Annotated in this window: 12 protein-coding genes; 4 read left to right on the top strand and 8 right to left on the bottom strand. The window is 70.7% G+C overall.

Annotated features, from left to right (window positions below):
* Positions 1-68: 68 nt before the first annotated feature.
* Genes ACLHIH_RS11535 through ACLHIH_RS11525 form a run of 3 tightly spaced genes read right to left on the bottom strand, consistent with a single transcriptional unit; the run spans position 69 to position 3,267 of the window.
* Complete coding sequence (locus ACLHIH_RS11535; protein ID WP_411316962.1) at positions 69-2,000, bottom strand: hypothetical protein; 1,932 nt, start codon at positions 1,998-2,000, stop codon at positions 69-71.
* On the bottom strand, positions 1,997-2,548 hold the full coding sequence (pyrE, locus tag ACLHIH_RS11530; RefSeq protein WP_411316961.1) for an orotate phosphoribosyltransferase: 552 nt from the start codon (positions 2,546-2,548) through the stop codon (positions 1,997-1,999). Before pyrE ends, ACLHIH_RS11535 begins: the two co-directional genes overlap by 4 nt.
* A gap of 29 nt (positions 2,549-2,577) precedes the next feature.
* The gene (locus tag ACLHIH_RS11525; protein WP_411316960.1) at positions 2,578-3,267 is read right to left on the bottom strand and encodes a class I SAM-dependent methyltransferase; all 690 of its coding nucleotides are present in this window, start codon (positions 3,265-3,267) and stop codon (positions 2,578-2,580) included.
* Positions 3,268-3,315: 48 nt separating this feature from the next.
* Between ACLHIH_RS11525 and ACLHIH_RS11520 the strand changes: the two genes are divergently transcribed.
* Positions 3,316-4,839 carry a dihydrolipoyl dehydrogenase family protein gene (locus ACLHIH_RS11520; RefSeq protein ID WP_411316959.1) on the top strand — a complete coding sequence of 508 codons (1,524 nt, stop codon included), beginning with the start codon at positions 3,316-3,318 and terminating at the stop codon, positions 4,837-4,839.
* A gap of 139 nt (positions 4,840-4,978) precedes the next feature.
* Positions 4,979-6,460, top strand: coding sequence for a hypothetical protein (locus ACLHIH_RS11515; protein ID WP_411316958.1), 1,482 nt, complete (start codon positions 4,979-4,981; stop codon positions 6,458-6,460).
* 111 nt (positions 6,461-6,571) lie between these two features.
* On the opposite strand, the gene ACLHIH_RS11510 is transcribed toward ACLHIH_RS11515, so the two are convergent.
* From ACLHIH_RS11510 to ACLHIH_RS11490, 5 genes are read right to left on the bottom strand one after another with little or no spacing between them, the layout of a single operon-like run.
* On the bottom strand, positions 6,572-7,633 hold the full coding sequence (locus ACLHIH_RS11510) for an ABC transporter ATP-binding protein (RefSeq protein WP_411316957.1): 1,062 nt from the start codon (positions 7,631-7,633) through the stop codon (positions 6,572-6,574).
* On the bottom strand, positions 7,630-8,532 hold the full coding sequence (locus ACLHIH_RS11505) for an ABC transporter permease (RefSeq protein ID WP_411316956.1): 903 nt from the start codon (positions 8,530-8,532) through the stop codon (positions 7,630-7,632). Before ACLHIH_RS11505 ends, ACLHIH_RS11510 begins: the two co-directional genes overlap by 4 nt.
* A gap of 1 nt (position 8,533) precedes the next feature.
* Positions 8,534-9,424 carry an ABC transporter permease gene (locus ACLHIH_RS11500; RefSeq protein ID WP_411316955.1) on the bottom strand — a complete coding sequence of 297 codons (891 nt, stop codon included), beginning with the start codon at positions 9,422-9,424 and terminating at the stop codon, positions 8,534-8,536.
* Entirely contained in the window at positions 9,421-10,329 is a 909-nt protein-coding gene (locus ACLHIH_RS11495) for a nucleoside hydrolase (protein WP_411316954.1), read from the bottom strand. Before ACLHIH_RS11495 ends, ACLHIH_RS11500 begins: the two co-directional genes overlap by 4 nt.
* An 18-nt stretch (positions 10,330-10,347) precedes the next feature.
* Positions 10,348-11,610 (bottom strand): ABC transporter substrate-binding protein, encoded by a 1,263-nt coding sequence (locus tag ACLHIH_RS11490; RefSeq protein ID WP_411316953.1) that lies wholly within the window; start codon positions 11,608-11,610, stop codon positions 10,348-10,350.
* 169 nt (positions 11,611-11,779) lie between these two features.
* On the opposite strand from ACLHIH_RS11490, the gene ACLHIH_RS11485 reads away from it, so the two are divergent.
* Together ACLHIH_RS11485 and ACLHIH_RS11480 are read left to right on the top strand one after the other, a co-directional pair.
* Positions 11,780-12,514, top strand: a complete 735-nt coding sequence (locus ACLHIH_RS11485; protein WP_411316952.1) for a TVP38/TMEM64 family protein — start codon at positions 11,780-11,782, stop codon at positions 12,512-12,514.
* Positions 12,507-13,187, top strand: a complete 681-nt coding sequence (locus ACLHIH_RS11480; RefSeq protein WP_411316951.1) for a CDP-alcohol phosphatidyltransferase family protein — start codon at positions 12,507-12,509, stop codon at positions 13,185-13,187. Before ACLHIH_RS11485 ends, ACLHIH_RS11480 begins: the two co-directional genes overlap by 8 nt.
* The last annotated feature ends 7 nt before the right edge of the window (positions 13,188-13,194 follow it).

Here is a 13,194-nt window from a genome sequence, read left to right as displayed (position 1 = left end):
GGACTGGTCTGACACCGACGCCGTCGCCCCCGTCTGGCACCGGGGCTCGAGCGGAGTCGCGCGTCGGGCTAGCGGTTCGCGAGGATGACGCCGAGCACGACCGCGAGGGCGACCGCGGCGGTGAGCAGCACACCGAGCACGACGCGCTGAACGGTCGACATCGCGTCACGCCCCGACGACGACGCGCGCTTGGTGTCGCGTGGCGCGTCACGGGCGCGGGCATCGGACAGCCCCTCGTCGTCGGCGTCGTCACGCGGGGCGAACAGGGCGTCGATGTCGAGCGCGGGAGCAGACTCGCGCGCCGCGTCGGGTGAGGCCTCTGCCCGCTCGGGCAACCACGCGAGAGCGGGAGGTCCGGGGGCCGCGCGCTCGGGTGCGCCGGAGTCCGACCCGTTTCGCCCGGAGCGGCGGGCTGCCGCATCGTCTGAGGTGGTCGCGTCGGACGAGTCCGCGACGCCTGAGTCGGGATCGTGCGAATCGGCATCGGCCGAATCAGCATCGGGCGAGTCAGCGCCGGACGACCCGGAATCGACCGAATCCCAGTCCGACATGTCGAGCGCCGCGGTCTCGGGTGCGGCGGCCGCTTCGCGCGTGGCGAGGTCGGGCGCACCCGCAACGGTCTGCGTGCTCGCCACGTCTCGCGCGGGGGGAGCGTCGGTCGCGACGGGACCGGTTCGGGCGGTCACATCGCGCAAGAGCTCGGGAGGCAGTTCGCGCGAGCCGCGGCTCGCGGCCGTGGGCTCGACGAGAGGAACGGGGTCGCTCTCGGCGGCGGGGCTGTCGCGCTCGTCAGAGAAATTGCCGCTCGGGCTCGCCTCAGGGGCCGCCGACGCCGAACTCGTCGAGTCGACCGCGGTTTCGCCGCGTTCGGCGGCCGCACGCGCTGCCGCTTCGCGAGCCGCGGCCTCTCGAGCCGCGCGGCGGGGAGACGGTGCGTCGAGCACCTCTTCGATGCTCACCGGTGTCACCGGAGCGGGTGCGGGGGCTGGTGCGGGTGGCGCCTCAGCAGCAGCAACGCCCGAGTCCTGAGCGCTCGGGGTGCTCGGGGTGCTCGGGGTGCTCGGGGTGCTCGGCGTACTCGGGGCAGACGTCTCGGCCGGCACGCGTTCGGGCACGGGTGAGATCACGGGGGGCGGCGGGTAGAACAGTCGGGATTGCGCGGCGGCCGACACGGGGGCCGGCAGACCGGTGCCGACCGGCGTCGCCGCGGTGTCGCCCGAGTCGGCCGAACGCAGGTCGGCGTCGCGCGAATCGGCACCGAGCACCTCGGGTTCGAGGCCGTCGGCGTCGGACGCCCGCGCCGCGTTGCGGGCGGCAGCGGCGCCCGCAACGGCGGCCGCGCGGGCGACCCGGGCTGCGGCGAGCGCCGCGGCGATCTCGGCGGTGCTCGGTGACGCAGAGTCCAGAAAAGTGGATGAAGACGCGGGGGCCGAAGCCGAGCCTGCTGCGCCGACCGCAGCCGCTCCGGTATCCTCGCCTCCGCGAGGGGGCGGCGGGGCGAACGGACTCGCGGGCAGAACCCGGGTCGCCGGGGCGACGCCGAGGTCGAGGTCGAGGTCGACGGAATCGTCGACGCCGGAGCCTTCCGATCGGTCCGCGCCGTCCGCGTCGGTCACTCCGGAAGCTTCCGGGTCGGAAGCTTCGGGGTCGGCTGCTTCCGCGTCAGCTGCTTCCTGGTCGGCAGCTTCGGCGTCAGCTGCCTCGGGGTCGGCTGCTTCGGGGTCGGCGACGACGCGCGGCCGAAGGCCCCACGTGAACCCGCTCTGGCTGGTCGATCCGTCGGACTCGTCGAACTGCTCGCTCAACCAGTCCGACGTCACGGAGTCGTCGGATGAGCCCGGGTCGTCGGAGGTGGGTGCGGTGGCGAGTGACCGCGTCGCTGCGACATCCGCGTCGGTCGAATCCGGGGCACCGACGGCGTCAGCGGTATCAGGGGCGTCGGGCGCATCGCCGCGACGGAAGATCCGCCCCCACGCTGAACGCGGGCGGTCGTCGCTCACGGCTCGAGCCCCAGATCGGCGAGGCCGATGGCGGCGAGGTAGCGGTATCCCGCGTTCTCGATGATCTCGCGCGCACCGGTGGCGCGGTCGACGACGACCGCGACGGCCGCGACGGTGGCGCCGACCTTCTCCACGGCGGCGATCGCCGCGAGGGGCGAGCCCCCCGTCGTCGACGTGTCTTCGAGCACGATGACGCGTTTGCCCGCGAGGTCGGGACCCTCGACCTGTCGCCCGCGCCCGTGGTCTTTCGGCTCCTTGCGCACGACGAACGCGTCGTAGGTGAGCCCTCGCGCAGCACCCTGGTGCAGCACTGCGGCCGCGATCGGGTCGGCACCCATCGTGAGACCACCGACGGCGTCGACATCCGGAACCTCGGCGATGAGGTCGAGCATGACCGCGCCGATGAGCGGGGCGACACGGTGGTCGAGGCTCACCTTGCGCAGGTCGACGTAGTAGGTGGCCTTCTTGCCGCTCGTGAGGGTGAAGTCACCGTGGAACACTGCCCCGGCTGAAATGTGCTCGATGAGCTCGCTGCGTACGTCGGTCACGGTTTCACTTTAGACGAGAGGGTGAGGGTTCACGGGATGACCGCGGCCCGCACCTGGATGTGGCCTCCCCGCACCGACACCGACCTCACATTTACGCCGTCGCGTTCGACCGCCTCCCACGGTCGGGCCGTGAGGTCTGCGCCCCCCGTCGCCGCGGCGAGTCTCGCGAGCGGCCCGAAGACGGCGGCGCGGCCGACGGGCACATGCATGTCGACGATCGCAGCGCTCCCGCCGGGGCGGAGTACCGCGCGCACCCGTGTCCATGCCGCCGGCCAGTCGCCGAAGATGCTCATGGCGTAGGTGGAGATCACGCCGTCGACCGGGCGATCGGGAGGCGTCGTGGCGGGATCGTCGTCTGGTCGCACCCGGGACCGGTGCGCGCCCTCGAGTGCGTGCGCCACCACATCGGGGTCGAACGCGGTCGCGTCGGCCACCGCGACCGCGACGTTGCGCCAGCCCGCGCGGTCGATGCGCGCCCGCGCCATCGCGAGCATGTCGGGGCTCGCGTCGAGCCCGATCACCGCTCCCTCGGGACCGACCGCGTCGACGAGCAGAGAAAAGTTGAGGCCCGTGCCGCACCCGAGGTCGAGCACGACGTCTCCCCGCGCGGGAGCCAGAGCGCGGATGCCCGCGACCCGCCCCGCGCGGTAGACGAACCGCTCGCCCGAGAGCACGTCGTAGAACTTCGCGCCGACCCCGTAACGCCGGAAGATGGCCATGCCCCGCCTCTCGTCCGCGCCAGCCTATGACGGTCTACGCTCGCTCCCATGAGCGACGACACGAGCGACAGCCCGAGCACGAGCGCACCCGACTCCTTCGGCGGAACCACCCTCTCGACCCTCACCCTGGCGGCCGCGGCCGAGATCGCGTGGGACCTCGTCGTCATCGGAGGGGGAACCGCAGGGCTCGTCGCGAGTCGCACGGCGGCGGGGTTCGGGGCCCGAGTGCTGCTCATCGAGCGCCACAGGCTCGGAGGCGACTGCCTGTGGACCGGTTGCGTGCCCTCCAAATCGCTCATCGTCGCGGCTCGCGCGGCGCACTCGGCGCGCACATCCGCTCGACTCGGAGTGACGACCCAGGGGGTCACGGTGGACTTCGCCGCTGTCATGCAGCGCGTGACCGACGCGATGCTCGAGGTCGCTCCCGCCGATTCGACGGAGTCGCTCGCCGCGTCGGGGGTCGACGTGCTGATCGGCGAGGCGGCGTTCACGGGCGAGCGGTCGATCAGCGTCGACGGCACGACGATCGGTTTTCGCCAGGCCCTCATCTCGACGGGCGGCTCCCCCGTGGTGCCCGACATCGACGGGATCGACGGGGTCGACGTGCTCACGAGCGAGACACTGTGGAACATCCGCGACCTGCCCGAGCGCCTCCTCGTGCTCGGGGGCGGCGCGATCGGGTGCGAGATCGGGCACGCGATGACGAGACTCGGTTCGACCGTGACGCTCGTGCACCGCGGCGAGCGCATCCTCCCGAAAGAGGAGCGTCGGGCGTCGCAGATCGTGCACGCTGCAATGACCCGCGACGGTGTCGACATCCGCACGTCTTCCGAGGTCGTGTCGTTCACGGCGTCGCCGCACGATCGCACTCGGGGCTCCGCGACCCTCGACGACGGATCGGTCGTCGAGTTCGACCGCGTCGTCGTCGCGCTCGGCCGCACCCCGAACACCGGGTCGCTGCAGTGCGCTCGAGCGATCGTGCGGCTCGACGAGAAGGGCGACGTGCGCGTCGACGCGCACTTGCGGTCGAGCAACCCGCGCGTGTGGGCGGCCGGCGATATGACCGGCTTGCCGCAGTTCACCCACACCGCCGGTGTCAACGGCAGCCTCGCCGCGACCAACGCGATCCTCGGGCTCACACGCTCGGTCGACACTGCGGCCGTACCCCGAGTGACGTTCACCGACCCCGAGGTCGCGGCCGTCGGTCTGAGCCCCACGGATGCCGACGCGAACGGCGCGCGCACGATCACGATCGACCACGCCGACCTCGATCGCGCGATCGCCGAATCGGAGACCGACGGCTACACGTCGATCGTCGTCGACGCGAAAGGACGCATCCTCGGGGCCACGATCGTGGGGCCTCGCGCCGGCGAGACCCTCGGTGAAGCGTCCGTGGCGGTCAAGAACGGGCTGTCGACGAGTTCCCTCGCCGGCGCGACGCACGCCTACCCGACCTTCAGCGACGCCCTCTGGCAAGCGAGCGTCTCCGACGTGCGCACCCGCCTCGGGCAGGGGCTCGTGTCGAAGGCCACGGGGGTGCTCGGCCGCATCCGCGCGTCGCGAGTGAAGTGATCCGCGACGAAACGCGAAGTGGCCAAACCCCCTTGTCGAGCGCTCCGAAGCATTTAGGCTGAGTTCGCGTCCGTCTGGGCCACTCAGCGGACGCAGGCCGATGGCGACCATTCGGCCGACCGACCTCACTGGAGACCGCATGTCGCTCGCGAATCGCATCCGCTCGTTCGAACTCGACACGAGGCCGATCCACCCGCACACGAAGCGGGCGCTCGCGAAGCGCTGGGCCGAACTGCCCGAGCACGTCAAGACCGACAATCAGTTGCTCGGTCGCTGTGCCGTCGGCTGCGAGGGCACCCACGGGGTGTTTCCGAAGTGCGACCTCACGTGTTCGCCGTGCTACCACTCGGCAGACGCCAACAAGGTGCGCATCGACGGCGACCACACCGTCGCCGAAGTGCACGAGCAGATGGAGTTTCTGCACCAGGTGCGCGGCCCTCGTGCCCACGCCCAGCTCATCGGCGGCGAGGTCAGTCTCCTCCCCGCAGAAGACCATGCCCAGGCCCTCCTGACGATGCGCAAGTTCGGCCGCGAGCCCATGTCGATGACCCACGGCGACTTCTCCTACGACTACCTCAAAGACGTCGTGCTCGACGCCGACGGTTCACCGCGCTTCAAGAAGGTGTCGTTCGCAGCCCACTTCGACTCGCTCATGCGCGGTCGGCGGGGAGCGGTGCGGCCCCGCAGCGAAGGGGAGCTCAACCCGTTCCGCGAGAAGTTCGCCCAGATGTTCGTCGACCTCAAGCGCGAGCACGGAGTGAAGTCGTATCTCGCGCACAACATGACGGTGACGCCGTCGAACGTCGGCGAGGTCGGCTCGGTCACGCGCGACGTTCTCGAGATGCCCTTCGACATGATGTCGTTCCAGCCCGCCGCCTTCATCGGAGACGACCGGCGTTGGAAAGAGGACTTCACCGAAGTCACGATCGATGCCGTGTGGGATCAGATCGAGGAGGGTGCCGGCCACAAGATTCCGTGGAAGGCCACCCAGTTCGGTGACCCGCGATGCAACCGCTCGACCGTCGGAATGCGCGTGGACGGGCGATTCGCCGTGCTGCTCGATGCCGACGACCCCCGCGACATCGCCGCGCGCGATCGCTTCCTCGACCACTTCGGCGGGATGATCTTCGGTGACATCCCGACGCACATCCTCACGATCAAGATCATCAGGGCGATCGCCGGTCACCCCGGAGACATCCCGCCCCTCATCGGGCTCGCCCGTCGTGTCGTCAAGCGCGCCGGCGGGGTCGGCCGCATGCTGCGAGCCGCTCGCAAGGGCAAGCTCGGCTTCAAGACCTTCGTGGTGCACAACTTCATGGACGCGGATGTCGTCGCCCCCGCGTGGAAGCTCATGGAGGAGGGCGTCACGAGTGACGACCCGAAGATCCGCGAGACCCAGGAGCGCCTCGGCTCGTGCATGTACGCCATGAGCCACCCCGAAGACGGGCGCCTCGTGCCCGCGTGCACGCAGCACTCGGTGCTCGACCCGATCGAGAACATCGGGTTGCGCAAGCTCCTGCCGCTCATCGGACGCTCGGGCGACCAAGCCGAGCCCGCAATCGTGTCGCGCCCCGACGGCTTGAGCCCCGTGCGCAAGACCGGACGGCACGTCGACGCGTAGGGACGACGCCTAGGGGCGTCGCCTAGGGACGGTGCGCAGGTCCGCGCGTCGGTCGGCCTCTCGTAGGTCGGCGCGCTCTTGCGCGATCAGCGACCGGTGCCCGAGCTCGCCCTACCGCCCCGCGGGCACGACCGAGACGGCGGCACGCGGCAACCGCACGGTGACCGAAGACCCGACCGCGACGCCCTGCCCGGGAGGAAGCTCGGCCCCCAGCCGCACCTCGCCGGCGGGGCCGAACGCGATCGTGAGGATGCGCCGCGGGCCCAGGTGCCGGATGTCGGCGACCGTGCCCTCGACTTCGTCGCCGCCGACCGCGCCGTCGCTCGACCGCACCCCGAGTGCCTCCTGACGCACGACGAGCACACCCGGGCCGTCGTCGACCGCGTCGCCGAGCTCGACGGCGCCCAGTGCGCTGTGGTGCACTCCCCCGCGCACCTCGCCCGCAACCTCGTTCGCACCGCCCATGAGTCGCGCCACGCGAACCGACGCGGGCCGGTTGTAGATGCGGTCGACGGTGTCGTGCTGCAGCAACTCGCCCTCGTGCAGGATCGCGATCTGGTCGGCGACCGCCGACGCCTCGTCGCGGTCGTGGGTCACGAGAACGATCGTGGGGGCGAGCGCCTCCCTGATGTCTCCGATGAGCACGTGCATGTCTTCGCGCAGCGCGGGGTCGAGCGCGCTGAACGGTTCGTCGAGCAGAAGCACGTCGGGTTTCGCCGCGAGCGCTCGGGCGATCGCGACCCTCTGCTCCTGACCGCCCGAGAGCGCCGTGATCGGCCTCTTGCCGTAGCCCCCGAGCTGGACCATCTCGAGATACCGCTCGGCGTTCGATCGTGCCGTCGCTCGCGGAACACCCGCGACCCGGTCTGCAAAAGCGACGTTGTCGAGAACGCTCAAGTGAGGGAAGAGGAGGGGGCGTTGGAAGACCATGCCCATTCCCCGGCGCTCGGGGGCGAGGCCCGCGACATCCTTTCCGTCGACGAGCACTTGACCGTCGCTCACGTGATCGAGGCCGGCCATCACGCGCAGGATGGTGCTCTTGCCCGAGCCGCTCGGCCCGAGGATGGCGGTGCACGACGACGCCGCGACCGTGAGCGTCACGCCGTCGAGGGCGGGAGCGTGGGCGTCGGAGAACGACTTCGAGACGCAGTCGAGGGTGAGGTGAGCGCTCAACGCGGCTCCTCCGTTCGGTCGGTGCCCGCGGGCCGGCGGCCGGCGAGGCCGGTGAGCACGAGCAGTGCGAGCGGCGGCAGAACCGCGGCGAGAGACAGGATGGCGGTGTTGGAGTCGTTGCCGATGCCCGACGCGGTCGAGGCGATCACGAGCGGCAGCGACACGACGGTGCCGCCGCCGATGATGACGGTGACGATGTAGTCGCTCCACCCGACGAGGAACGCGAGGAACGCGGCGCGCGCGAGCGCGGGGGCCACGAGCGGGATGTGCACGCGCCACAGCACCTGGAACGGCGAGGCGCCGAGGGTGCGCGCCTCCTCCTCGTAGTGGATGTCGTGGGCGGCGTAGGCGACCCGCATCGCGAAGGTCGTGTACGGCAGCGAGACGACCACGAGCACGAGCACGAGCCCGACGAGGGGCGGGATGTAGGCACGCAAGAGGATGACATTGAGGCCCATGACCGCGGCGAACGCGGGCAGCGCGATCGGCGCGAGGAGGATGACGCTCACCGCGCGCGGCCACCGCACGCGACCGAGGGTGAGCGCTCGAGCGGCCATCGCGCCGATCGGTGTCGCGATCGCCGCGACGAGGAGCCCGAGCATGAGGGAGCGGCCGAACGCGGGCACCGCGCCCTGGGCGAGCGCCGTCTCGAGCCCGCGCGTGCCCCAATCGGTGGGGAAGACGGCGGGAAACGACCAGCGGTCGGCGAAGGCCCACAGCACGAGAGGCGCGAACGGGAGCACGAACCACACGGTCAGGAGCACCGCGCCCGAGATGCGCGCGACACGACCGGCACCGCGCGAGACCGTGAGTCTCGTGCCGGGGTCGCCGGGGAGCCTGAGGGTGCCGCGGGGGCGGTCGGGGACATCCGCCGTGAGGGAGCGAGTGGAGAGCGTCATGTCAGCGCCACACCGCCGTTCGACGGAGGGCGAAGAACGCGAGAGCCACGACCACGAGCGAGATGAGGGTCGTGACGACGGCGACGGCGGCCGCCTCGGGGCGGGACGCGAGCGAGATGGACCCGAAGAGGCGGAGCGCCATCACGGGCAGAGGCTCGGGGTAGGTGCGCCCGAGTAGCCACGCGACCTCGTAGGAGCCGAGGGTGAAGACGAAGGTGATCGTGCACGAGATCACGAGGGCCGGCATAGCGAGGGGCACCATGACGAAGCGCAGACGCTTGGCGCGACTCGCGCCGAGGAGCGCGGCCGTCTCGTCGTATCGGGCCACGCGTGTCGCGAGCGTGCCGGCGACGACGAGGGCGACGAACGCCGACTCCTTCCACGCGTATTCGGCGATCACGGCGACCCACCACGGTCCGCCGACGAGGCGGGGCCACGCGTCGGACGGAATGCCGAGCAGGCGCGGCAGAAACCCGGAGTCGGCGAGCAGCAGGCCGATCGCGGCGGCGCCGACAAGGTGCGGCACCGTGACCGACGAGGCGCTGATGAGGGCGATGAGCCGGCCGCCGAAACGCCCGGAGACGATCACGAGGGCGGCCGCGAACCCGACGACCGCCGAGATGAGGGTCGACGCCGCGGCGATACCGAGAGAGACCCCGATCGCGGTCGGAAGGGCCGACGCCTGCGCGGTGTAGGCATCCAGCCCGAACGTGATCGGCCCGATGAGCGGCATGAGACCGAGGCTCTGGATGATCGCGGCCCCCGTTCCTCCGACGACCACGAAGAGCGCGGGGATGAGGGCGGGCATCACCATGAGGGTGCCGACGACGCGGGACTTCGCGCCCGCGGCCCGAGCGGCGTCGGAGCGGGTGGGCAGCGGAGCGAGGCTCATCCGTTCGCGGGCCCGACGACCGGGGAGCGCCCCGTCGCGAACGACTCGAGCACGGTCCAGAGGTCGTCGATGATGGCGCGCTCGTCGACGTCGACGCACACGTCCGCCGATCGTGCCGGTCGGGAGTAATCGGGGGCGCCGGCCGCATCGAGGGTCGGCAGGTCGCGGTGCTCGAGGGTGACCCACGCGGGGTTGCGCAGAATCGCGACGTTGACGACATCCCACAGGATCTTGTGGCGCTGCGCCTCCTCGCTGCCGAGCCACCACGAGCTGCGGGAGGCCGAGTACTCCTCGATGATCGTCGCGAGGAACTCGCTCAGCTCGCCCCCGAGGTCACGCAATTGCGCGGAGTAGTCGCGCCAGGGCACCGCGACGCGCGCGATGGCGGGCCAGCCCGGCAGGAGCGTGAGCCGGATGTCGCTCGAGTAGAGCGCTCTCCAGGCGGCGATGTCGGCGCGCGCGTTGAGTTCGCCGAGCCGGAAGCGGTTCCACGTGGCCTCGTCGGGAAAGGCACCGGCCCACACGACGTGAACGCGCTCGACGAGATCCGGTCGCTGCAGAACGAGCGATGCGACATCGGTGATCGGGCCGGTCGCGAGGAGGGTCAGCGGAGCGATCTGCGCGTGCTCGACGATGAAGTCGAGCCCGGCACTGCCGACGGGCGTCGACGGCGTCTCCATCGGGGCGCGGGCACCGGGCAGGCACGGCAGATCGGGCCGACCGCACAGGTCGGCCACGAGCCGCGCCTCCGCGGTGTAGACGTCGACGGATGCCACACCCGACGCGGTTGTGTTCTGCACCGAGACGACGCCGAGCACGTCGAGCTCGGGGCTTCCGAGCGCATAGGCGATAGCGAGCTGATCGTCGATCTCGTTCTTCGTGTCGCAGTCGAGGATGACCCTCATGGCGTCCGACACCTCGAGCTACTCGGCGCCCAGGACGCTCGAGCGCCAGCCCTCTTCGATCTCGGGCACCCAGCCCGCCGACAGCTCGGGGTTGGCGTTCTCCGAGAGCACCTCGAACGACGGCACGACGGGCGACTCGGGGAGCGCGTCGAACAGAGCCTGCTCGTCGGCGGTGAGCGAGTCGTAGTCGAGCACGGTGAACGGCCCCCACACGTCGGGGTCGGCCTTCTGCACCTGCTGGTCGACCGAGAGCGCCACGTTCGCGACGACCATGGCGCCGGCCGCCGACTCCGCGTTCGACGGGATGCCGAGGAAGCTCACGTTGCCGACGGTGCCCTCGTCGAGGGTCAGGATGCGCGTGCCCTCGGGGTAGGTTCCGTCTTCGACGAGCTCCGTGAGCGTCGACGGTCCGTAGGTCATCGTCATGTCGATCTGGCCGTCGGCGTAGAGCTGGTTGAGCTCGTCGGCCGTGGTCGGATAGGTGTCGCCCTCGCGCCACAGCGACGGCGCGAGCTCGGTCAGCCGCTCGTAGAGCGCCGGAGTCAACTCGTCGTATGCGGCCTGGTCGAACTCGAGCGGCACGTTCTCATAGCCACCCGAGACGCTGTAGAGCACCTCGCGAGTGAACACCGATCCCGTGAAGTCCGGCGGTGCCGGGTAGGTGAAACGGCCGGGGTTCTCCTCGGCCCACTCGAGCACCCCCTCGAGGGTCGAGGGCGGGTCGTCGATGACGTCGGAGTTGTAGACGAGGCTGAACTGCGCCTTCGACCACGGCGCCTCGCACCCGTCGACCGGTGTGCCGAAATCGCTCGTGAGCAGCGGGTCGTCGGGGTCGGTGCGCTCCATGTTGGGCAGCATGCTCGTCCAGTCGCACAACCACGCCCCCGCCTCCTTGCCGGTGCCGAAGTTCTCGCCGTTGACCCAGATGAGGTCGACGGAGCCGTCGTCGTCGCGACCGGCCTGCAGTTCGGAGAGCACGCGGTTGAGGGCATCCGCGGTGTCGGTGACGGGCACGCGCTCGAGGGTGACCCCTTCGTCCGCGACGGCGGGAGCGAGCACGTCGTCGATGTAGGCGTTGGCCCGGTCGTCGCCGCCGAACATCCACAGCGAGACCGTCTGACCGTCGGCCGCCTCGACGACCTCGTCCCAATTCTCGAACGCCGACGTGGCGCCGTCGGGCGACGGCGCCGCACACCCCGCGACCGTTGTGGCGAAGAGCGCTGCGGCGACCCCGGCTAGAGCGATTCTTCGTGTTCGCGGTGATCGACGGAAGATGGTCACGGGCAACTCCTCGGTGAGGTGTCATCGACGAGGTCGATGAGCAGGGACGTGAGTGGGCGGTGCGGTCGACAGGTCACAAGTGGTGCAAGACTTCTGACCCTAGATCACTCTGTCCACCCCCACGGTCTGTGCCGCGCGATGTACGAAAAACGAAAGAGGGCCGACGCCGATGGATGCGGAAAAGACGGGCGCACGTCGCCGGGCGCTCATCAAGCTCGTCATCCTCCTGGTCTTCGTAGCCATCGCCGTGGTGGTTGGGATCATCATCGACATCCCTCCCGTCGACGTCATCCGTGACACGGCAGCGCAGGCCGGAGCGTTCGGGATCGTGCTCTTCGTGCTCGCCTACGGGGTCGTGACACTCACGCCCATCCCCAAGAACCTCGTGGGCATCGCGGCGGGCGTGATCTGGGGGTTCGGCCTCGGGTCACTCGCCGTATACCTCGGCGCGCTCGTCGGCGCCGCGGCCGGATTCGTCATCGGCCGGGCTCTCGGCAGGGACGCCGTCGAGCGGTTCACGGGCTCGCGCGTCGCGCGCGTCGACGCGGTGCTGCGCGAGCGCGGGCTCGGCGCCATGATCGGCATGCGACTCATCCCCGTGCTCCCCTTCACCGTCATCAACTACAGCGCGGGGCTCACCGGGGTCAGCCGGCGCAACTACGCGATCGGTACGGCCGTGGGGATCATCCCCGGCACCCTCGCCTACGTGGCGCTCGGAGCGTTCGGCCTCGAGATGGGGTGGCAGCTCTACCTGTCCCTCGGCATCCTCGGCGTGCTCACGATCGTGGGGGCCCTCTTCGGCGTGCGGGCGCGAAAGAAAGCCCACGAAGACGACGATGCGCCCGCCGGCGGCGCCCGCGTCGCCGACACCTCCGCAGATGGCGTCACCTCAGCGGATGCTTGACGCTCCCGTTCGGCGCGTGCTCGACCCTGTGCTCGCCGGGGTTGCTGCCGCGATCGACCGTCCCGGCATCACCCCCGATCGGCTGACCGTCGCGGGACTCGTGCTCGGACTCGGGAGCGCGGGCGCGGCTGCCGCCGGTCTGTGGCCGCTCGCCCTCGTGCTGTGGCTCGTCTCCCGCGTCGCGGACGGACTCGACGGCACGCTCGCCCGCCGCCGGCGAGCGACGATCGCGGCGACATCCGCCGGCGTCGTGGGTTCGGAGTCGGGGCCGGGGTCGGCGACGGTCGGGCGCGCGAGCGAAGCGGGCGGTTTTCTCGACATCGTCGCCGACTTCGTGGTCTACGGCGCGACCGTCGTCGGAGTCGCCGTCGGCGTGACCACCGCGTTCGACGCCCCGTGGTGGCCGTTTCTGCTCGTGCTCTTCGCCTACTACGTCAACGGCACCGCTTTTCTCGCGTTCTCGTCGATCGCGGAACGCACGGGGCGCACCCTCGACGACGGCCGCTCACTGTCGTTCCTCGGGCGAATCGCCGAAGGCACCGAGACGATCGTCGTGCACAGCGCGTGGCTCATCCTGCCTTTCGTCGCGTGGCAGATCGCCGCGGTGTGGGCGCTCTTCGTCGTCGCGAGTGCCGTGCAGCGCATCGTGAGCGGCTACCGCCGGTTGCGGTGAGCGCGGC

Source organism: Marisediminicola sp. LYQ134 (assembly GCF_046599635.1).
Taxonomy (GTDB): Bacteria; Actinomycetota; Actinomycetes; order Actinomycetales; family Microbacteriaceae; genus Marisediminicola.
This window is presented reverse-complemented; position numbering and strand designations above follow the sequence as displayed.